This window comes from Halalkalibacter hemicellulosilyticusJCM 9152, from assembly GCF_000513115.1.
In the GTDB taxonomy this organism is placed as follows: domain Bacteria; phylum Bacillota; class Bacilli; order Bacillales; family Bacillaceae_D; genus Halalkalibacter; species Halalkalibacter hemicellulosilyticus.
Map to the genome: position 1 here is coordinate 64,445 of NZ_BAUU01000007.1, position 20,309 is coordinate 84,753.

At 37.3% G+C, this 20,309-nt stretch carries 21 protein-coding genes; 17 read left to right on the forward strand and 4 right to left on the reverse strand.

Features of this window, described 5'->3' with window-relative positions; genetic code table 11:
- The first annotated feature begins 2 nt into the window (after positions 1–2).
- From JCM9152_RS05510 to JCM9152_RS05520, 3 genes are all read left to right on the forward strand, one after another.
- Positions 3–575, forward strand: coding sequence for a chromate transporter (locus tag JCM9152_RS05510; protein ID WP_035341834.1), 573 nt, complete (start codon positions 3–5; stop codon positions 573–575).
- Positions 572–1,102, forward strand: coding sequence for a chromate transporter (locus JCM9152_RS05515; RefSeq protein WP_035341837.1), 531 nt, complete (start codon positions 572–574; stop codon positions 1,100–1,102). The genes JCM9152_RS05510 and JCM9152_RS05515 overlap by 4 nt, the downstream gene beginning before the upstream one ends.
- Positions 1,103–1,192: 90 nt before the next feature.
- Entirely contained in the window at positions 1,193–1,909 is a 717-nt protein-coding gene (locus tag JCM9152_RS05520; RefSeq protein ID WP_035341839.1) for a potassium channel family protein, read from the forward strand.
- A 256-nt stretch (positions 1,910–2,165) separates the two neighbouring features.
- Here JCM9152_RS05520 and JCM9152_RS05525 read toward each other — a convergent pair whose 3' ends face one another.
- The 3 genes from JCM9152_RS05525 to modA form a co-directional block, all read right to left on the reverse strand.
- Positions 2,166–5,534, reverse strand: coding sequence for an efflux RND transporter permease subunit (locus JCM9152_RS05525; RefSeq protein WP_035341841.1), 3,369 nt, complete (start codon positions 5,532–5,534; stop codon positions 2,166–2,168).
- 506 nt (positions 5,535–6,040) lie between these two features.
- Positions 6,041–6,703 (reverse strand): molybdate ABC transporter permease subunit, encoded by a 663-nt coding sequence (gene modB / locus JCM9152_RS05530; protein WP_035341843.1) that lies wholly within the window; start codon positions 6,701–6,703, stop codon positions 6,041–6,043.
- Complete coding sequence (modA, locus tag JCM9152_RS05535; RefSeq protein WP_035341845.1) at positions 6,700–7,452, reverse strand: molybdate ABC transporter substrate-binding protein; 753 nt, start codon at positions 7,450–7,452, stop codon at positions 6,700–6,702. The genes modB and modA overlap by 4 nt, the downstream gene beginning before the upstream one ends.
- A gap of 444 nt (positions 7,453–7,896) precedes the next feature.
- On the opposite strand from modA, the gene JCM9152_RS05540 reads away from it, so the two are divergent.
- From JCM9152_RS05540 to JCM9152_RS23160, 9 genes are all read left to right on the forward strand, one after another.
- Positions 7,897–8,565 carry a response regulator transcription factor gene (locus JCM9152_RS05540; protein ID WP_035341847.1) on the forward strand — a complete coding sequence of 223 codons (669 nt, stop codon included), beginning with the start codon at positions 7,897–7,899 and terminating at the stop codon, positions 8,563–8,565.
- Positions 8,566–8,568: 3 nt separating this feature from the next.
- Positions 8,569–9,951 carry a sensor histidine kinase gene (locus JCM9152_RS05545; protein ID WP_035341849.1) on the forward strand — a complete coding sequence of 461 codons (1,383 nt, stop codon included), beginning with the start codon at positions 8,569–8,571 and terminating at the stop codon, positions 9,949–9,951.
- A 165-nt stretch (positions 9,952–10,116) separates the two neighbouring features.
- Positions 10,117–10,284, forward strand: a complete 168-nt coding sequence (locus tag JCM9152_RS22565) for a hypothetical protein (protein ID WP_156314979.1) — start codon at positions 10,117–10,119, stop codon at positions 10,282–10,284.
- 48 nt (positions 10,285–10,332) lie between these two features.
- Positions 10,333–11,013 (forward strand): zinc metallopeptidase, encoded by a 681-nt coding sequence (locus tag JCM9152_RS05550; protein ID WP_035341851.1) that lies wholly within the window; start codon positions 10,333–10,335, stop codon positions 11,011–11,013.
- Positions 11,014–11,038: 25 nt separating this feature from the next.
- Complete coding sequence (locus tag JCM9152_RS05555) at positions 11,039–11,521, forward strand: DUF5392 family protein (RefSeq protein ID WP_148296439.1); 483 nt, start codon at positions 11,039–11,041, stop codon at positions 11,519–11,521.
- A gap of 307 nt (positions 11,522–11,828) precedes the next feature.
- Entirely contained in the window at positions 11,829–12,104 is a 276-nt protein-coding gene (locus JCM9152_RS05560; RefSeq protein WP_035341854.1) for a hypothetical protein, read from the forward strand.
- Positions 12,105–12,171: 67 nt separating this feature from the next.
- The gene (locus JCM9152_RS05565; RefSeq protein ID WP_035341856.1) at positions 12,172–12,351 is read left to right on the forward strand and encodes a YwbE family protein; all 180 of its coding nucleotides are present in this window, start codon (positions 12,172–12,174) and stop codon (positions 12,349–12,351) included.
- A 59-nt stretch (positions 12,352–12,410) separates the two neighbouring features.
- Entirely contained in the window at positions 12,411–12,830 is a 420-nt protein-coding gene (locus JCM9152_RS23155) for a hypothetical protein (protein ID WP_052015635.1), read from the forward strand.
- Positions 12,764–13,135, forward strand: a complete 372-nt coding sequence (locus JCM9152_RS23160) for a hypothetical protein (protein ID WP_500778233.1) — start codon at positions 12,764–12,766, stop codon at positions 13,133–13,135. Before JCM9152_RS23155 ends, JCM9152_RS23160 begins: the two co-directional genes overlap by 67 nt.
- Before the next feature lie 94 nt (positions 13,136–13,229).
- On the opposite strand, the gene JCM9152_RS05575 is transcribed toward JCM9152_RS23160, so the two are convergent.
- Positions 13,230–14,306, reverse strand: coding sequence for a M42 family metallopeptidase (locus JCM9152_RS05575; protein ID WP_035341859.1), 1,077 nt, complete (start codon positions 14,304–14,306; stop codon positions 13,230–13,232).
- 178 nt (positions 14,307–14,484) lie between these two features.
- Between JCM9152_RS05575 and JCM9152_RS05580 the strand changes: the two genes are divergently transcribed.
- The 5 genes from JCM9152_RS05580 to JCM9152_RS05600 all read left to right on the forward strand — a co-directional run bounded on the left by JCM9152_RS05580 (position 14,485) and on the right by JCM9152_RS05600 (position 20,263).
- Positions 14,485–14,955 (forward strand): nucleoside deaminase, encoded by a 471-nt coding sequence (locus JCM9152_RS05580; RefSeq protein ID WP_035341861.1) that lies wholly within the window; start codon positions 14,485–14,487, stop codon positions 14,953–14,955.
- 203 nt (positions 14,956–15,158) lie between these two features.
- Positions 15,159–16,532, forward strand: coding sequence for an MATE family efflux transporter (locus JCM9152_RS05585; RefSeq protein WP_035342018.1), 1,374 nt, complete (start codon positions 15,159–15,161; stop codon positions 16,530–16,532).
- A gap of 615 nt (positions 16,533–17,147) precedes the next feature.
- Positions 17,148–18,419: an extracellular solute-binding protein gene (locus JCM9152_RS05590; RefSeq protein WP_035341864.1), complete on the forward strand. Its 1,272-nt coding sequence runs from the start codon at positions 17,148–17,150 to the stop codon at positions 18,417–18,419.
- Between the two features lie 69 nt (positions 18,420–18,488).
- Positions 18,489–19,370 carry a carbohydrate ABC transporter permease gene (locus JCM9152_RS05595; protein ID WP_035342021.1) on the forward strand — a complete coding sequence of 294 codons (882 nt, stop codon included), beginning with the start codon at positions 18,489–18,491 and terminating at the stop codon, positions 19,368–19,370.
- 47 nt (positions 19,371–19,417) lie between these two features.
- Complete coding sequence (locus tag JCM9152_RS05600; RefSeq protein ID WP_035341866.1) at positions 19,418–20,263, forward strand: carbohydrate ABC transporter permease; 846 nt, start codon at positions 19,418–19,420, stop codon at positions 20,261–20,263.
- The last annotated feature ends 46 nt before the right edge of the window (positions 20,264–20,309 follow it).

Below are 20,309 nucleotides of genomic sequence, written 5' to 3' on the forward strand. Positions count from 1 at the left end.
GAATGAAACGTTATTGGGATCTTTTTGTCGCTTTTTTTCGGTCAGGGATATTAGGGTTTGGTGGTGGCCCGTCTGCTATTCCGCTTGTCCAAAAAGAAGTTGTCGATATATATAAATGGATGAATAATGATGAATTTGGTGATGTATTAGCTCTAGGAAATACATTACCTGGTCCAATAAATACAAAAATGGCTGGTTATATTGGCTATCGTGTCGCTGGTGTGTTAGGAATGATTGTCGCTGTGTCAGCTTCTATCGTTCCGACGATATTTTTAATGATTATTCTGCTTGCGTCATTAACTAATTTCAGTGACTACGCATGGGTCAATGGTGTTACAAATGGTGTATTGCCTGTTGTTGGTGTGATGTTGGCGCTTTTGACGTGGGACTTTTTGAAAAATGCAAAAACTGGTTTAGGATGGATCGTGTGTATTTTACTTGCAGTTATGAGTGTTGTGATGATCGAACTATTCGGATTGCATCCAGCTATATTAATCTTGATTTTATTATGTGTTCCGTTTTTCCAACGAACCAAAGCAAAGGAAAGTGTTCAAGAAGGAGGGGAAGCTAAATGATTTATGTCGAGCTTTTTATCGCCTTCTTCATTCCAGGAATAATTGGTTATGGGGGTGGACCTGCTTCGATTCCGTTAATCGAGTACGAAGTCGTTCATCGCTTTGAATGGATGACGGTCGAGCAATTTAGTGAAGTGCTCGCACTTGGAAATGCGCTCCCTGGGCCAATTGCTACGAAAATGGCTGGTTATATTGGCTATGATGTCGCTGGTGTCATTGGAGCGACAATCGCTGTCTTTGCAACTGTTGCACCATCATTGATCTTAATGATAGTGTTGTTAGGTTTTTTATACAAATTTAAAGATTCACCAAAAGTGAAAAAGATGACGGCACTGATACGGCCAACAATTGCTGTATTATTAGGTGTAATGGCATACCGCTTTTTCGAAAGCTCCTATGATCATGCAGGAATAGGGCAAACGTTATTTCTAGTTGTGATGAGCTTTCTTTTATTACATAAATGGAAGGTACATCCGTCTCTTGTAATCGTCGGTGCGATCGGATATGGGATTTTGTTTTTGAGTTGATGTGAAGCTAGGGTGAAGTTGCCTAGCTTTTTTGTAAGAAGGAAAATATGATTTATAATATATAAAACCATTGTTGGAAGGAAATAGAGAATGAAGATAAAGTGGAATTTAATATATGAAATCATGATGGTAATTTTAGCTTTTATATCAGTGTTAGTCATTTGGTCAGATCATTTCAATAGGTGGTATTTCTTAGATCGTATCGTTTGGTTAGTATTCGTTATTGATATTACTATTCGTTTCTTAAGTAGTAAGGAGAAAGTCAAATATTTGAAAAGATATCCTTTCGACTTAATTGCTATTATCCCTTTTGATTCTATTTTTCAATTAGCACGTATAGCTAGATTGGCTAGAGCTATAAGGCTATTTGCTATCAGTGCTCACTTTTTAAAACCATTTTATAGTATACTTAAAACAAATGGCTTACATAAAGTGATTACTTTTACTATGTGTTTAATTTTTTTATCTGCCATTCCAATAAAGAGTGTAGAGTCTAGTATCGAGACGTATTCAGATGCTCTTTGGTGGGCTGTTGTGACGGCTACAACGGTTGGTTATGGAGATATTTCGCCGGAGACGGAATTAGGTAGGGTTATTGCGTTTATACTCATGTTATTTGGAATTGGGCTAATTGGAATGATTACAGGTTCAATTGCTACTCACTTTCTATCAAATGATAGCAAAGATAGCAAAGCAATTGTATACATAAAAGAAGAATTATCACGCTATGATCAATTAACTGAAGAGGAGATTGAAAGGTTAATTATTATTAATGGAACAATTAAAAAAAGAAAAGAGGAATATTAGTTAGTGTGGAACCTGATTTGAAATTGTACTAATATTGTAGAGATTGGGAAACACAAAAAATGTTTAACAGAGAATCCGAACATCATGAATATTTCAGGAGCGGTGCTTATTTGCACCGCCATGTAGTTGTTCGGATTCCTATTCATGGAAATGTGTTTATCCCAGTCTCAAGGTGCACATACATTCAATAAAAAACCTTTTGTAATCACTGTGTAATTGTGCTTGTAAGAATACCATTACTCAGTTTTTCCTCAGTCTAATCTTGATCATCACTCTTTCGACGGTCGCGATCTTTTTCTAGCACATCTTCTAGTAAATCTAATAATTCATCACGTGAAATGCGTGAGCGTTGCTCTGAGTCTGAATCGATTTCACGAGTTTCATTGGATTCTGAAGTATTGTAGGGCTCCTCATCTTTTTCTACTTGCTCAAATTCTATTTCATATTCATCTTCTCGTAAGTTTCTTTCGTTGTGCTCCTCTTCATGAAAAGGTAAAGCTTTGCGAGAGCTTGTATGTTCACCTAGCTCGTATTTTTCTTCGAGCAAATAGGCTGGAATAAGTTGTCCGTCAGGAGTTGCATATTTCTTATTCATTCGTCTCGTATCTTTATCAAAAAAGCTGTAAATAACTGGAATGAAGATTAACGTTAAGAATGTTGAACTAATCAATCCCCCAATAACCGTAATCGCCATCGGTTGTTGAATTTCAGAACCTTCACCCATCCCTAATGCGAGTGGAACGAGTCCTAGAATCGTTGTAAGTGACGTCATGAATATTGGACGTGCACGGTCTTTGACTCCTTCGATAATAGCATCATAGCTTCTTACTCCTGCTTCTTTCTTCTTATTAATATAATCAACTAATACAATTGCATTGTTGACGACTATTCCTGCTAGGACAATTAAGCCAATGAACGCCATAATGCTAAGTGGTGTTAATGTAACCGTAAGACCAAGAGCAACACCGATGACAACGAGTGGTACACTGAACATAATAACTAGTGGGTATTTAAAAGATTCAAATTGTGCCGCTAGAACGAGAAAGACAAATACTAACGCAAGTAACAAGGCAAGTGTTAGATCACCGATCGCATCGTCTAGCATTTGCTGATCACCAGTATAGGAAATCGTCGTCTCATCAGCAATATCCAAATCATCAATTGTTTGTTGAACGAGCTGTGACATTTCCCCTAATGTGTACTGATTTCCATATTGTAAACTAAATTGAACGGCCGATTCTTGATTGATCCGATTAATCGTAATCGGTCCTTCTCCTTCAACGGCTTCAACGACATCACTTAATACCACGTATTCGCCTGTCGGTGCGCGAAGGATTAAATTTTCAACATCTTCAAGTGTTGTCATAAATTCCTCACTGTAACGAACGTGAACTTCGTAAATGTCATGATCATCTGTCACAATTTGGGTCGCAAAAGCGCCGTTCATAATTTGATTTAATGATTGAGCGATTTGAGCGGGAGCAAAGCCATGTTCTCTTGCTGTTTCTTCATCAACAAGAAATTGAATTTCTGTTACTGTCTCAGTTAAGTCATTCGTCACTTCATTAAATTCACTCATGTCTTCAAATTCTTCTGTTATTTCCATGACGACATCTTCTAAACGATTAGGATCAAAGTCTAATACGTTAAACGTAATTGTGTTGGGTGCTCCGCCCATCATCGCTTGCTGCTGAATGGAAATATGAGCATCTGAAGCAGCACGTTCAACATCGCGACGAATCGAGTCAGCAAAATCAGCGGTCGATATAGATCGCTCATCTAAAGCTCTCATCGTAATGAAGATCGAGGCTTCGTGTGAACTGGAGCCACCTAAGATGGTTCCTTCTCCGCCACTAGAACCTACTGTACTAACATAATGTAGAATATCACGTTCATCATCTAACACATCTTCTATTTCTTCAACTGCTGATAATGTTTCTTCAAGTGGAGTGCCTCGCTCCATTTCAACATCAATTTGGAAAAATCCTTCATCCGTATCAGGGATAAATTCGACACCGACTTGGGATACGCCTACTGCACCAGCTACTAATAATAAGAAGGTTATTCCAAGTACACTTAATCTGCGCTTTAAAGCCCATTTAATCGTTGTATCGATTGTTTTCATGAATCGACCTTGCTGACGCTTTTCTTCGATATTCTCTTTCGGTGCCTTTAGCATCCGACTGGCCATCATCGGAACAACGGTTAAAGCAACGGCTAATGATGCTAATAAGCTAAATGAGACTGTCAGTGCAAATTCCATAAATATATCGCCAACGATACCTGAAATAAAGACAATCGGTAAGAAGACAGAAATGGTTGTCAACGTTGAAGCTGTAATTGCTCCACCTACTTCTTTCGTTCCATCGTAAGCGGCTTCTTGAGCCGTCTTTTTCATTGATAAGTGTCGATATATATTTTCAATAACGACAATTGAGTTATCAACAAGCATTCCAATACCAAGAGCTAGTCCGCCTAACGTCATAATATTTAACGAAAGATTGGTGAAATACAGTAAGACAAACGTAACGATGACAGAGAATGGGATCGCAATTCCGACAATAAATGGTGTCTTGAAGCTTCTTAAAAAAGCAAACAAAACAATGATTGCGAATAACCCACCTAAAATAAGTGCGGTCATGACGCTTGAAATCGCTTCTTGAACATAGTCTCCTTGATCAAACACGACAGCGACCTCTAAATCATTATACTTCTGCTCATCTAATAGTTCAGATAAACGGTCGTTAAAAGCGGTTGACACTTCTGCTAGGTTTGCATCAGCTTGCTGTTGAACACTCATCATAATGGAAGGTTCCTGATTTGTTCTCGTAATCGCACCACCATGGTCAGCAACGAGTTCAACATTGGCAATATCACCAACTGTAATGTTCTCACCCGTTTCTGGATTGACTGAGACAACAATCGTTTCAATATCGCGGATACTTGTCATTTCAAATAAGACACGACTTGTATATTGTAAATCTCCACTTTCTACTAGTCCTCCTGGTGCAGTAACATTGTGGGCTTGGATGATTGATACGACATCAGCTTGTTCAAGGCCATACGTTTCGAGTTCATGTTGATCAAGCTCGACAATAATTTCATCAATCGCTTCTCCGGTTACATCAATCGATGCAACTCCATCAGTCTTTTGAAGCTCACGTTCTAGATCAAGAACAAGCTCATTAAAATGGTCCTTATCAGATGATAATGTTAATTGGATAATAGGAAGCTGTGATGGGTCAAATTTCAAAAAGCTAGGTGAACCAGCGTCAGATGGTAGATTTGTTTGGTTCATCCTGCCTATTATGTCATTTTCAACATCCTCAATCGCCGTATCCCAAGAGAATTCTAAAATCGTCATCGACGCATTTTCCATAGAGATCGAACTAATATTGTTCAAACCAGGAATGGTAGCTAAGCTATTCTCTAACGGTTCCGATACTTTATCTAATACTTCTTCTGGGCCAGCATTAGGGTAGCTTGTGACGACAGCACCTATCGGCGGGTTAATGTTAGGCATTAATTGTAGCGGAATATTCGTTAAAGAAATCGCCCCTAACAATAGAAATAATATCATTGCTACAATGGTGAAAATCGGTCTTTTAATTGAAAATTTCGTCATGCTTCTCTTTTCCTCCTTCATCTACTTAAAAGTTAAAAGCATCCCCTTCGTGCATTTGTTCACAAAAGATGACTACAGCGTAAAAGGTAACATAGGATTATGAACTGAATATGAACACGAAAAATTTAAAGGAAGAATGGAAGGGCTGTTTAGAAGTCAACAGGGAAGGTTTATTTATACTTGGAGGACGATGGAGCCTAATAATGAGTTCACCAAAGCAATTAATTTGTCAATCAAATTAATTGAGGCTAGGACAAAAGTATTTTCTTAAGTGAGATGCCGAACAAATTTAGAGTGGAGCACATTCGCTGCTCCTGAAATATACTTCGCTTTCCGCGGAAGCTGGTGAGCCTACGTACTGTGGGGTATCACCTTTGCTTTTCATCTCGCAGGTGTTTACGTATATTTCATCCGCTACGGTATCTAAATGCTCGGATTCTCAGCTGAACACTTTTGTTTTGTCCCGCCTCAATGATTTAAATATAAAATGCTACCTTAGTATAAGCTTAAGGTTTCAAACGTTGGACGACAGAGAGTAGGACAAAGGAAAATAGGACCAAAGTGATGACCCAAAAATAGGCCATTTCTGTTCTACCAGATTGAACAGCAGAATAAATAGCGCTAGGCATAGTCTGAGTTCGACCTGGTATATTTCCTGCGAACATAATCGTAGCACCGAATTCGCCGAGCCCTCTAGCGAATCCAAGCATGTAGCCTGTTAATATATATCGCCACGATAATGGTAAGATGACAAAACGGAAAATTTGCTTTTCGTTTCCGCCGAGTTGTCGAGCTGCCTCAATTAGTTCACTATCAACAGATTCAAATCCTGTCCGGAGTGTTTGGTAAATGAGTGGGAAAGCAACAACAGCAGCAGCAACAACAGCTGCCCAAAAGGAAAAAACGAGAGGCTGAGAAAATAGCCATTCGAAGGATCTTCCAATGAAGCTTTGCCGTCCTAAAAGGGTAAGTAAACCAAAGCCGACAACGGTTGGTGGCAGTACCAAAGGCAGCATTAAAAGCGTATCAAGAGCACTTTTGCCTTTGAATTTTCTGTCTTTCATCCACCATGCAACGAAGAGAGCGGTAATAAAGGAGACGATACTTGCGATCATGATCACTTGTATTGAGATAAAAACTGGAGAAAGAAACCTGTCAAATAATGTCATGATTCAAACTCAAACCCATTTGCTTTGAATATTTTTTTTGCTTCATCGCCTTTTAGCCATTCGTAAAATGCCTTTGCTTCTTCAGGGTGTTCAGTGTCTGAAAGGAGTCCTATTGGGTAGAGCACAGGATCATTTACTTTCATTTTTTCAATGATGGTTACGTTAGTTGATGCCATAGCATCTGTTTGATACACAAAACCCGCATCTACATTCCCAGTTTCTACATACGTTAGAACACCGCGAACGTCATTAGCAAAAATAAGTCGACCTTTGATATCGTTATACAGATCAGCAAGTGTTAGAGCCTGTTTGGCGTATTCTCCAGCTGGGACGGTTTCTGGGTCACCAATTGAAATTCCTTCTATTCCATCATTCATAAGATCAGATGCCGATCCAATATTATGCGTATTTTTAGAATTTGTAATCAGAACTAGTTCATTTCGTAATAGAGGTGTAAATTCGCTCAAAAAACCTTCTTCTTCAAGTTCGATCATCCATGACATTGCTGCAGAAAGAAAGATATCAGCAGGCGCACCATTTTTGATCTGGTCTTTTAAATCTCCTGAGCTACTATATGTAGGCGTAATGGTTATCGTTTCGTTATCTTCCGTATATTTCTCAATTAATTCCTCCATCGCATCCGTTATACTCGCAGCTGTTGGAACATACAGTTCCACTGTTTGATTTTGATTAAAACAAGCTGTAAGTAGTGGCACAGCAATTAAGAATCCTACAATTTTCTTTATCATTTATACTCCCCTTTTTAGACATTGAGATGTGTGCGATTGGTATGATCTCTCTTTGGAATTTGTAAAGCAGAGAAGGTCTCATAAGCCAACTTATTTTATATTACGATATTAGTTATAGCTAATTATAACTAACTATAACTAGTTGTAAATAGATATAATAGATCCAGTGTTAGATCTATTGTCAGTACACACTTTTATGACATTGTAGAAGATACATACAATCTTCCATATATTCACTTTAAATGATCCTTTCTATTAAGCAAATAGGAAACAACTTATAGGTTTCTCTTTATCATATGTATGAAATGAGAATCGGGTAAAACGGCCATGATGTCAAAAATAAGAGCTAGAAGATGTAAGAGGCTTTTTAATTCATAATCAGTTCATATTGAAGTGATATACTAAGTGGAAAAGCTGAACAATAATGAAAGCTAGGTGAGTAGAATGACCACTATTTTGGTCGCAGATGATGATGCACATATTCGAAAATTAATTCGTTTATATTTAGAAAATAGTCATTTTCAAGTGATTGAGGCAGCTGATGGGAAGGAAGCCCTAATGATGTTAACGACGCATCCGATTGATTTAGCGATTGTCGATGTGATGATGCCGTATGTAGATGGAATTGAGCTTACAGAAGATATACGCTCATTTTTAGATATTCCAATCTTGATGGTAACGGCCAAAGGAGAATCACAGGACAAAGTAAAAGGATTTAGAGCTGGTACGGATGATTATGTTGTGAAGCCATTCGATCCTGTTGAATTATTATTACGAGTTCAAGCATTATTAAAAAGATACAATGTGAATTCAACAAGTAAAGTGATAGTCGGTTCAACGGCAATTGATGTAGATAAGCTTACTGTTCAATCTAAAAATGAAATTCTTTATTTGAAAAAGAAGGAATGTGAACTCCTATTTACTCTTGCTCACTCATCTGGAAAAATCTTTACGAGAGCTCAGCTTATTGAAAAAATTTGGGGCTATGACTATGAAGGAGACGAACGAACGGTGGATGTCCACATTAAACGACTTCGTGAGCAATTAACCGCATTTCCTGATTTGACGATTACAACGGTGAGAGGATTAGGTTATCGTCTTGAGGAGGTGTAGTGTGTGTTTAAAAAGAGTTTATACTTTCAAATTGTTATCATATTTATCGGAGTTGTTCTAATTAGTCTAGCAAGTGCTTTTTTTATTTCTTCATCTTTCTTTCATTCTGAGGTGATTTTTGATGAGGAACTTTCGAATATTTCCTCAGGAGTTGCCGAAATAGTTGAGCTTACCGGTGCAGATGACCTACCTCAATTAATGGATACCATTAAAACATATTATTTTAATGCGGTCATTGTTAGTGAAGGTGGAGAAGTGATTGGAGAAAACGCGAAAATTGTCAATGAGGTGTCGAAACCTATGATTCAGCATATCACGTCGCTGAATCAAGGGGAAACGTATATATTACCTTATGAACATAAGGCTAATTACCGAATCATTGGACTTCCTGTCTCTATCGTTGCTGGGGAAACGCATGCTCTTTTTGTTTTCATAAATTATGAAGAGGAATTTGAATCGCTTCGGAAGGTGGTTTTTTTCACGTTATGTCTTGTTCTTATGATCGGCAGTGGGCTTATTTTACTTGCTTCTCGTTATTTGGTGAATCCTGTAAAGAAACTAACGAATGCAGCTAGGGAAATGGCGAAGGGAAACTTCTCAGTTAGAATGGAGACGAAGAGTACAGATGAAGTTGGAGAATTAATTTCGAGCTTTAACCATATGGCCTCAGAAGTAGAGAAAATTGACCAAATGCGTGAAGATTTTGTTAGTAGCGTTTCACATGAAATTCAATCGCCAATTACATCGATTAGAGGGTTCACGAAAGCAATTAAAGATGATGTTGTACCAAAGCAACATCAAAAGGAATATTTAGATATTATTTATCAAGAAACAGAAAGGCTATCTCGTTTGAGTGAGAATCTATTACGACTCGCATCTCTTGATTCTGAACAGCATCCCTATCGTCCTGAAACGTATCGTATAGATGAACAATTACGACGAACGGTGCTTGCTACAGAGCCTTTATGGAAAGAGAAAAGTATATACGTATCATTAGAGTTAGAAAAGGCTGAAATTTATGCAGATCAAGATTTGATGGAGCAAGTATGGTTTAATCTACTAACAAATGCGATTAAATATACTCCGAAAAATGGACAAGTGTCTATTGGAAGTGAACGTGAAATTAGAGGTTTGGTCGTTCGGATAAAAGATACAGGAAAAGGAATTCCAGAAGAGTCAATACCTCAATTATTTGATCGCTTTTACAAAGTTGATAAAGCGAGAAGCAGTGCCATTGACGGAAATGGACTCGGATTATCGATTGTAAAAAAGATACTCGCTATTCATCAATATTCGATTGAGGTGGTAAGTGAGGAAGGGCTCGGTTCCATTTTTATTGTTCGATTGAAAGACGAAAAAGAGGCTAAAACAAAAGGAAACCACTGATTCGGTGGTACGCTTTGTGGGGCTTCGGACAGGTGTTAAGAATTTACCATGCATCACACCGCCATATTCCACGATTTCACATATTTCTTTGCTGTTTGTTCATACTCAGTTCATATATTATTTTTATAATAGTATTAAAGGATACAGTTGGAGGGTGGAGTGTTTATGAAACATGAATTTGTTGGGAAGAATGTGAACAAAGAGGACTCTTCAGGACACAAGATTCAAGACGTTGTATCAAAGTCAGTTAAGCAAATAGTTAAGGAATTACAAGATAAAGGAATGGAAGCAGAAGTTTGTGATCGGACAATTTTGTTAAGCATTCAAAGTTGAGACGTATGGATGTTTCTGTTGCTTCATAAGAAAAGGAGTATGGATTAAATGATTTTTCATCCAATGGATTTTTTGATTTTTGCTGCCTTAGGATTAGCACTATGGGCACAAACGAAAGTGAAAGGGAATTTTGAAAAATGGTCACGCGTACGAGCGTCTTCTAATTTAACAGGTGCACAGGTGGCACGTTTGATCTTAGATAAGGAAGGCTTGTCTCATGTGAAAGTTGAGCATTCACGAAATGGGACACTATCTGATCACTATGATCCGACAGCCAAAACAGTTCGGTTGTCAGATCCAGTATATGCAGGGAATTCGATTTCGTCATTGGCTGTGGCCGCTCATGAAGTCGGTCATGCTATTCAAGATGATACACGTTACGGGATGCTTGTGCTTCGTCACCGCTTGTTTCCACTAGCAAATATCGGTTCACAGCTAGCTCCGTTTTTGTTCATTGGAGGCTTTTTACTTAATATGATGAATTTAGTTGGAGTCGGCATTATATTATTTGCTGCGGCTGTTCTCTTCCAAGTTGTTACTTTGCCAGTCGAATTTGATGCAAGTAATCGAGCTAGAAAGAAGCTCATTGAGCTTGGTTTAATTGCCAATCGAGAAGAAAAAGGGATAGGGAACGTCCTAAATGCAGCTGCCTTAACCTATGTCGCAAGTACGTTAATGGCTATTTTACAATTAATTAAGTTTATCCTTATTTTTAGAGGAAGAAGATAAAGAAACGTAAGAGGTGTATGAGATGATGTCTTTTAAAGCAAATCAAAAGCAATCACCATATATAGCAAAAGAACTCGAAAAAATTCAATCAAAGCTCAAACCATTTATGAAAAAAAGTACTATATATACCTTTATATCGATGCCACTTATCACATTTTCGATGATGCATTTGGGCATCATCTTGTTTCAAATTGGGATTAGTCAAGAGATGATGCTGGTCGTAGTCATTGCTGCTTTATCTGGGGCATTTGGATTAGCATTATTTAAAGAATCGATGCATGTGAATAAGCAAATGTTTCAAACGAGTGTGGATTATATGACTGATCGAATTTTGAAAAGTACGAAAATCCCTGATCAATCAAGGGAGCAATATTTAGATCAAATCCATACCGAACCTATGAAGGCTGTCAATACGTTTTGTCTGTTTTTAGAACAAGAGGAAAGAATCAAAAAAATAGAAGAAGGTGCAGTATCGATTTTCGGAAAGGCAAATGATATGACTAAATAACTCCTAAAAGTGTTTAACTCCTTTAGGGGTTTTTTTGTTAAAAATACGAATGTATAAAATTCGAGGAAGATATGTAGGAAAAGCATAAAGGGTGCTGGCAACCTCAAAGGAGAGCGGCGGCTTCGCACGCCACTTTAAAGAAAAGACTGCTGCGCAGTTTTTCTTAATATGAAGAAGTGATAGCTGTATGCTAAAATAAAACGGAAAAAGAAAACGTCATTGTAAAGGCACTGAAAAAGTTTGCATATCACTTTTTATTGCCCTCGTCATTGTGCATAACTTGTAAAATTAAAGGGAGTCGAACGAAATGGAAACGGTTTGGCGAAAGAGTCAATTTAAGTCTTATTTTAAATTAAGCTTATTCATTATGATGGTCATCTCTACTTGTTTAGTCATTTGGGCAGGCTTTACAAAAAAAGGAGAAATCATTCCATTTTTACTGAGTGTTACTTTGTTTTTATGGATTAGTCAGGTGTACATAGAAAATAAAGACGCTAACAAAAAGAATATGCATAGAATCATATTTGTCATTTCGCTTCTTTCAGTAGTATTTGGAGCGTTTCATATATTTGTTTATCGTTGATATAGTATGAATAGCTTATAAACCGTTCATTATGTTACGTTGTCATTGAAAAAAAGGAGAGAACAAAATGCAAATCAAGCAAGGTTTAAAAGTAAGGGTCGTTCAAAAGCAAGACCAACGTACGGGGCAGCTAACAGATGGGGTTGTTGCCAAAGTTTTAACAAAATCAGCTACCCATCCTCATGGTATAAAAGTGATGCTTGAAAGTGGTATTGTCGGAAGAGTGAAAGAAATCATTGGTGATTGAAATAGATTTCAAATCGTGACGGATTCAAAAGAAACGGATGCAAATGAAGGAGACAGTGTATGTCAATAGATGCTTTTATTATGGGACTCGTTTTTATTATCATTCATTTGTTTGCGAATAAATTAATTCCATCTAAACGAATCCATCGTTTGAAATGGTTTTCTTTTTCAGGTGGTCTAGCAGTTTCCTATGTATTTGTTTACGTACTGCCAACTTTACATAAGGAGCAATTGCACGTAAAGCAGTATGGAGATTACCTTAGTATGGAATCTGAGTTATACTTTATTGGGCTATTAGGTGTTCTGATTTTTTATGGAATACAGAAAGTTGTTAGAAAGGCAGAAAGGGAGGATGAGACTAAAAAGCACGTACGCTATTTTGGTTACAAATTCTCTTTTTTGGCTTCTATAATATGCTCGTTGCTTATACGATTATCTCACATGATGTATTGGGAATTCAGGCTGTATTTTATGGCTTAGCAGTAGGGCTTCATTTTGTTGCAGTTGCCCATGATATGTGGCGTGAATATGCAGATATTTATAATAAAGTGGGGCGTTATGTGTTAGCGTTAGGAATTGTAGCAGGTTGGGTGACGGGGATGACCGTTCAATTATCTCCATTGACGGAATCGGTTATTTTTGCATTTATTTCTGGTGCTATGATTTTGAATGTTTTAAAATATGAGTTACCTCCTGATGAAGAGTCACACTTTATTACATTTGCTATTGGTGTTGTTGCCTATACGACGATTACGATGTCATTAAAGTTTTTCTTTCAATGGTGAAGAGAATGTTCAAATAAATCAACTTTGAACATAAATTAAATAGTGATTAGTAGGAGGAAGTAGGTTATAAAGTAGGACTTCCTCCATATTCATATTAGGATAAACCGATAATCGATTGAATGGTCTTATCATCAAGCTGTTTAATGACCTCGCATAATAAGGTGACAGCATGTTCTAAGTCGTCATAATGAACAATGGAAACATGGCTATGTATATAACGTGAGGCTACACTGACGACTAATGTTGGTACACCATGATGGTTTAAGTGGAATTTACCAGCATCCGTTCCACCACCGGTCATAATGTCAATTTGGTAAGGGATTGAATTCTCTTTAGCGATATTTACAACAAAATCCCGAAGCTTACGGTGAGGAATCATTGATCGATCCATGAAGCAGAGAACTGGTCCTTTTCCTAGCTCTAAGCCCGTTTCTTCCTTATTCATTCCTGGCGTATCCCCAGCAACACCGACATCTGTCGCAAATGCTATTTGGGGCTGGATCATATTGGCTAACGTCTCTGCTCCACGTAAACCAACCTCTTCTTGAACGGTTGCACCTGAATAAAGTATGTTTGGTAGCTTTTCCTGCTTTAACCTTTCTAACACTTTTAAAGCGATGTAGCAGCCTGCGCGATTATCCCATGTCCGACTTAAAAGCATTTTTTCATTAGAGAGTGGCTCGAATGGGCAAATGGTTGCAATTGGATCACCGACAGCTACTCCATATGATTCTGCTTCTTCGCGAGAACTGGCACCGATATCTATAAACATTTTATCTAGAGCAAGTACCTTTTTCCGTTCTTCAGAAGTGAGGACGTGAGGAGCTTTTGAGCCGATAACACCAGTAATATCTTTCTGTTTTGTTAATACTTTAACACGTTGTGAAAGAAGAACATGTCCCCACCATCCTCCTAAAGGACGGAAGCGAAGAAAGCCATTTTTCGTAATGCCGCTAACGATAAAGCCAACTTCATCTAAATGCCCTGCTAACAATATTTTTGATTGACCTTCACCTATTCTTCCAACGATGCTTCCTAAATGATCGGATTCGATCTGACTCGTATGAGAGGCAATTTCGGTTTTCATCACATGAAAAATACGTTCTTCAAAGCCTGGCAATCCTTCTGTTTCGGTAAGTGTTTTCATTAATTGCAGGTTGGTCTGCTCCATTTAGAAACCTCCTTGTATGTGACCACTGAAAAATGTTATTTAACTTTTTCAGTGCCCTTTATGTACTAGTCATAGGATCACGAATATTAATGGATTTTATTCAAGGGAAAGGGGCACTATTTTCAATCATATTCTAGTATGAAACTATAGAGAGTGAGAAAGGAAAGGAGAAGGTAAGATGAACGTAAACGAGATCATGAATGTTACGATGCAACTAGCCTATGAAAATAGTAGGGATCAAAAAGGTGGACCGTTTGCAGCAGTAATCGTTAAAGATGGAAAAATCATTGCAGAAGGAACAAATGAAGTTACATCAAAGAAAGATCCGACGGCTCATGCAGAGATTCAAGCCATTCGTTCTGCCTGTGAACGGTTAAATGATTTCCAATTACGAAACTGTCACATCATTACAAGCTGTGAACCATGTCCAATGTGTTTAGGAGCAATCTATTGGGCGAGACTTGAATCCGTCTATTATTATTATACGAGGGAAGATGCTGCTAAAATTGGCTTTGACGATCAATTTATCTATGATCAAATATCTCTATCGTTAAATAATCGCACCATTAAAATGAAGAAAGTTGATGGTCTTATCCATTATCAACCGTTTGAATTATGGAAAGAAACAGAAAATCGAATTGAATATTAGGATGACGGATTCGTGCACCTCAATTGAAGCTAGCTGTTGAGGTGCATTATTATGCCTTAGACTTACACGCTATTGACTGAAAAGAATTTCTAGTTTCGAATGATTTATGCTTTTGTTATCGGATGATCTTTAGTAAAATGAATAAAATCTTGTTAATGATTTCATTCCCTATTGAATTGTTTTCATTTGGAGAAGGAGTACTTATGTCGAATGCTAATGTGAAACATGTATCTTTAATTGCAGTTACATGGCCTATATTCATTGAATCATTGCTTCACTTTTCGTTACGTACTGCCGATACATTTATGCTAAGTCAAGTGTCTGATGAAGCGGTAGCTGCAGTTGGAGTAGCGAATCAAATCATTATGTTTATGTTTTTTTTGTTTCAATTTATTGCTACTGGCACTTCGGTCGTTATTGCTCAGTATATTGGTGCAAAAAAATATGGAGAAATTAGAAAGTACACAGGTAATGGTATTTTCATTAATTTTATATTTGGGTTACTTGTAGCTATCGTTCTCATTGTATGCAGTTCTCCGTTACTCAGTATTTTTCAATTAGATCAAGAGCTATTTTCTCAAGCACAATTATTTTTAATGATTGTTGGTGGAGCGCTTGTTTTTCAAGCGATGATTGTTACGATGTCTGTTGTAATCCAAACTCACGGTTTTACAAAGGAAACGATGTATGTAAGTGGTGGAATGAACATCATTAATATTTTTGGGAATTATTTGTTTATTTATGGAGCGTTTGGCTTTCCACAATGGGGGGTTCTCGGAGTTGCGATTTCAACGGCAACTAGTCAATTTCTTGCTCTTATTGCATTTGCATTTGTTTTGTATTATCGAGTCAACCTTCGCTTAACTTGGAATGACTTTAGCCATATTCAGAAAGAACGATTAAAAAAAGTATTAAGCATTGGAATTCCTTCATCAATGACAATCATTTCATATTCTAGCAGTCAAATAGTGACTACTGCATTTATTACGTTACTTGGTACTCAAATGCTAGCTACGAGAATTTATACGCTTAATGTTCTGTTCTTTGTTATGGTGTTGGGGATTTCTCTCGGTAGAGGGTCACAAATTTTGACTGGACGATTAATTGGTGCAGGGAAAATGGAAGAGGCGTATCGTCAAGGGATTCGAAATACACGCTGGAGTATGGCTCTTGCTTTAGCGATGACAGTACTTATTGTTCTTGTTCGTGAACCATTACTTAGCCTTTTCTCTTCAGACCCTGAAATTATTCAAATGGGAGCAATGTTACTATTAATGGGCTTCTTATTAGAGCCGGGCCGCTGTTTGAATTTAGTATATGGCGCTACTTTGCAAGCGGCTGGAGATGCTCGTTACTTAATGCTCGTGTCCATGCTCGTTATTTGGATGTTTAGTGTTCCTCTTTATTACATTCTAGGTATTCATTTTGGCTGGGGGCTAATAGGAATTTGGGTTGCTTTTATTGCAGATGAATGGGTTCGTGGCCTTGCGTTATGGGCAAGATGGCGTACGAGAAAGTGGGAGGAAAAGGCTTTAGTCAAACATGGAAAGCAGGAGAAAGTAGATACGGCTTCATAGTATAGTATCGGTATTACAAAGGATTAAAACCTTCCTTTGTAATACCTTTTTTAGTTGGAAATTGAGATTGTATGATCAAATAACTAATAAATTAGTTAAATTAATGGCGTATATCGTAAACAATAAAGTTAAATAATAAGATAAAAAATTTTGATTGCTTTATAGAATTATTTTTATAGTTTTTAATGTGAATTGTTTGAACTCCTAGTATAATAGACAAAAAAGTAGTTGTGATTACTTTGAAATGACCATATAAAGCTGTAGTTCAATTAATTATTATATTAGTTTATTATAAACTAAAGTATTAATTATAATCAAAATATTAATTATTAATAAAAATGATGAAAAAAGTATTGCTAATCATAATAGAGTTATATATAATACTAACAACAGCTCATAAGTACAAATTTTGTATTAAGCGTTTTCAATTATTAACATGTTCGTACAATGTTGAGAAGGAAGTTATTTGTACTTTTTCGATAAATAAGAGGCTTGTCAATGATCATTATTTAGAATGTAAACGATATCAACTATTATTCTACTAAGTTGGAGTTAGGCCATCTATTTTATCGACTGAGCGAGTTAAATCGAGATATGTAACAAGGGGGAAGAAACATGAAAAATCCAATGAAATTTTTGTTAGGGCTTTCTTTGCTTGTCGTTGTGTTAGTAGGTTGCGGTGGGAATAAGAATCAGGTTGAGTTTTGGACACCGTTAACCGGTGAAGATGGAGCTAATATGGACGCTCTCGTTCAGGCCTTTAATGAAACAGAGCCAGAATTTGAAGTGAATCACGTCGTGACCTCTGATCTATATACGAATCTTTACACTGTATTGAACTCTGGAAGCGGTATACCTGATTTAACGTTGATTCATGCCGATCGTGTTCCGAACTTTGTAAATCAAGGTTTATTAGAGTCGATGGATGAAGTGATGTCTCAGCAACCTGAATTAAGAGAAGAGAATTATATTGAAGAAGCTTGGAACTCTGGGGTTGTTGATGGAACCGTTTATACGATTCCATTGGATATTCATAGTAGCGCGATGTATTACAATCAAGACCTTTTAGAGAAATATGGCGTTGAACATTGGCTTGACGATGATGTTGTGACATTTGATGAAATGCTTGAACTTCAAGGTCAAATGGATGAAGGGCAATATGTATTAAATGATGCGTTGTTAGGTTGGGTTGTTTTAGCGCAAATCCAAAACCTCGGTGGAGACGTCGAAGATGAAAATGGAGACCCTGCTGTTAATACTCCTGAAATGCGAGAAGCGATTGAAGCGATTAAACAATTAGCAGATGCTGGATTAATGACACCGTATGGTGAAGATGGTTATTTATCATTCCAAGCAGGTGATGTTATCTTTTCAACGGATGGTACGTGGAGCTCACTTGGACACGGTATGGTGGAAGATTTAAACTTTGGCGTGACGAATGTATATGCATTTGAACCAGAGGTGTTCCATAATCGTGCTTCATCACACTTATTCTCGATGTTGAAAAGTGAAGATCGAACAGATGAAAAAGTAGCAGTCATTGCTGATTTCTTAGAGTTTATTCGTGAAAACTCTATTGAGTGGGCTGAAGCTGGTCAAATTGTTGCCAGTGTCGATGTAATTGAAAGTCCTGAATATGCCAACTATATGCAGTCATTCTTTACCTCAACAGAGCAACAAATGGAAGCTCTTCACATTTATACGTATGAGCATTATCCGTATGTAGCAGAAGCAATTGATACGTACGTCGCTGATCTTGTTCATGGAGAGATGGATATTGATCAAGGATTAGCGGAAATGCAGTCATTTGTAGTTGATCGAGTCGAACAGGGCACATTAGATCTAGAAAATGTAATTGAAGAGCTTGAAGAAGCAGAAGAGGAATAGATGTACGTAAGTAATGTGCCATTTCTTTTGAATGGCACATTACTTTTAAACAAAGGAGGTTGTATAACGGTGAAGAAAAAGATCAATTGGGCTCCGCTTGCCTTTATTGGCCCCCATCTCATTTTATTTATCGTCTTTATTTTAATACCGTCTGTTTACGGTATTTATGCGTCTTTCACAAGGTGGAACATGGTATCTGAACCAGTATGGGTTGGTTTAGACAATTATCGCACTCTTCTCTTTAATGAAGAATCGACCTTTTATCGTCAATTCTTTAATGGGATGAAGAATACGTTTATTTTTGTCTTCTTTAGCGTTCCATTTATGATTATTATACCATTATTAATTGCCGCTTCATTGGAACATAAAGAAGTGAAAATGAAAAATCTCTTTCAGACACTCATCTTTATTCCAGGTCTTATTTCCATATCTGCAGCAGCTCTTATTTGGTCTCTTATTTTCAATCGACAATTAGGAATTGTAAATAATTTGTTTGGATCTGATGTCGTTTGGACTGCTACTCAACCTTACGCTTGGATTACGATTGTCGTTATTACGATATGGGCTGGTATTGGTGGTAATATGATTATTTATCGTGCGTCTATTAGTAGTGTGTCTGAGGAATTATATGAGTCAGCAGAAATTGATGGTGCAGGACCTGTCCGTAAGTTTTTCAGTATTACGTTACCGTCTATTCAGTTTCCGTTAATATATACACTCATTATGACAACGGCAGGTGCTTTTAATGTCTTTGCTCAACCATTAATGATGACAGATGGTGGACCTAGACAAAGTACGACCGTATTAATGATGTATATTCGTGATTTGGCATTTAGTCATGGTGAATCGATTGCGGGTATGGCTTCGGCAATGGCTGTATTACTTGGGTTAGTTATTTTAGTTATCTCTGCAATTCAGTATTATTTAATGAATCGCCATTCCACTTCCTAAGTGTCGTGTAGAATTTTAATTGATCAAGAAAGGTAGGGATAACCAAAATGTTTGAAAATATAAAAGTGTCAAAGTATTTATCGTATCTCTTTTTGATTATCGTGAGTGCGATTTGGGTCATACCTGTATTGTATGGGATTACGACTTCCTTTCGTTCTCAGACAGAAGTTGTTAGCTCAGGATTCCGGTTGTTACCGGTGAATTGGATCGTTGATAACTATGTGGCGATTTTAGAAAACACGTCTACTGCACCTATTCTTCAGTGGATATGGAATTCCATTTTTATTGCGACAACACATACCCTGCTAGTTGTTATTGTCATTGCGATTACAGGATATGGTTATACCCGTATGAATTTTAAAGGACGAGATGTGTTATTCTTTACATTACTAGCGATTTCCTTTTTTCCAAATGTCGTTAATATTATTCCGTCTTATATGATCATTGATATATTAGGCTGGGTCAATACACCGTGGGCGATGATTGTTCCAGGGGTAGCAGGAATGGCTAACATATTCCTAGTGAGACAGTTTATGAAGGGGATTCCTAAAGAGTTAGATGAATCTGCGCGAGTTGATGGTGCAAGTGACTTTAGGATTTTTATTAGTATTATTGTACCACTAATTAAACCAATTCTTATTGTTTGTGGTTTGTTCTCGTTTGTAGGTTCATGGAATGATTTCTTATGGCCAGTTATTGTTTATACCGATGTTCAGAAGATGCCAGTAACGGCAGGTTTATTATTACTTCAAGACGTGTATGGTAACTACCGGATGATTGGACAATTAATGGGATCGGCGATCTTAGCAATTATTCCAACGTTATTGTTGTTTTTCTTTGCTCAGAAATATTTTGTTCAAGCGATTAAATTAAATGCAGGTTTGAAAGGGTAAAGCCTTCATATTCACAAGGATGCATAGTACTCTTCAACTGACTACG

Bases quoted from the DNA above. Each gene is read 5' to 3' on its own strand.
- JCM9152_RS05510 (WP_035341834.1), top strand. From the start codon at position 3: ATGAAACGTTATTGGGATCTTTTTGTCGCTTTTTTTCGGTCAGGGATA.
- JCM9152_RS05515 (WP_035341837.1), top strand. From the start codon at position 572: ATGATTTATGTCGAGCTTTTTATCGCCTTCTTCATTCCAGGAATAATT.
- JCM9152_RS05520 (WP_035341839.1), top strand. From the start codon at position 1,193: ATGAAGATAAAGTGGAATTTAATATATGAAATCATGATGGTAATTTTA.
- JCM9152_RS05525 (WP_035341841.1), bottom strand. From the start codon at position 5,534: ATGACGAAATTTTCAATTAAAAGACCGATTTTCACCATTGTAGCAATG.
- modB (WP_035341843.1), bottom strand. From the start codon at position 6,703: ATGACATTATTTGACAGGTTTCTTTCTCCAGTTTTTATCTCAATACAA.
- modA (WP_035341845.1), bottom strand. From the start codon at position 7,452: ATGATAAAGAAAATTGTAGGATTCTTAATTGCTGTGCCACTACTTACA.
- JCM9152_RS05540 (WP_035341847.1), top strand. From the start codon at position 7,897: ATGACCACTATTTTGGTCGCAGATGATGATGCACATATTCGAAAATTA.
- JCM9152_RS22565 (WP_156314979.1), top strand. From the start codon at position 10,117: ATGAAACATGAATTTGTTGGGAAGAATGTGAACAAAGAGGACTCTTCA.
- JCM9152_RS05550 (WP_035341851.1), top strand. From the start codon at position 10,333: ATGATTTTTCATCCAATGGATTTTTTGATTTTTGCTGCCTTAGGATTA.
- JCM9152_RS05555 (WP_148296439.1), top strand. From the start codon at position 11,039: ATGTCTTTTAAAGCAAATCAAAAGCAATCACCATATATAGCAAAAGAA.
- JCM9152_RS05560 (WP_035341854.1), top strand. From the start codon at position 11,829: ATGGAAACGGTTTGGCGAAAGAGTCAATTTAAGTCTTATTTTAAATTA.
- JCM9152_RS05565 (WP_035341856.1), top strand. From the start codon at position 12,172: ATGCAAATCAAGCAAGGTTTAAAAGTAAGGGTCGTTCAAAAGCAAGAC.
- JCM9152_RS23155 (WP_052015635.1), top strand. From the start codon at position 12,411: ATGTCAATAGATGCTTTTATTATGGGACTCGTTTTTATTATCATTCAT.
- JCM9152_RS23160 (WP_500778233.1), top strand. From the start codon at position 12,764: ATGCTCGTTGCTTATACGATTATCTCACATGATGTATTGGGAATTCAG.
- JCM9152_RS05575 (WP_035341859.1), bottom strand. From the start codon at position 14,306: ATGGAGCAGACCAACCTGCAATTAATGAAAACACTTACCGAAACAGAA.
- JCM9152_RS05580 (WP_035341861.1), top strand. From the start codon at position 14,485: ATGAACGTAAACGAGATCATGAATGTTACGATGCAACTAGCCTATGAA.
- JCM9152_RS05585 (WP_035342018.1), top strand. From the start codon at position 15,159: ATGTCGAATGCTAATGTGAAACATGTATCTTTAATTGCAGTTACATGG.
- JCM9152_RS05590 (WP_035341864.1), top strand. From the start codon at position 17,148: ATGAAAAATCCAATGAAATTTTTGTTAGGGCTTTCTTTGCTTGTCGTT.
- JCM9152_RS05600 (WP_035341866.1), top strand. From the start codon at position 19,418: ATGTTTGAAAATATAAAAGTGTCAAAGTATTTATCGTATCTCTTTTTG.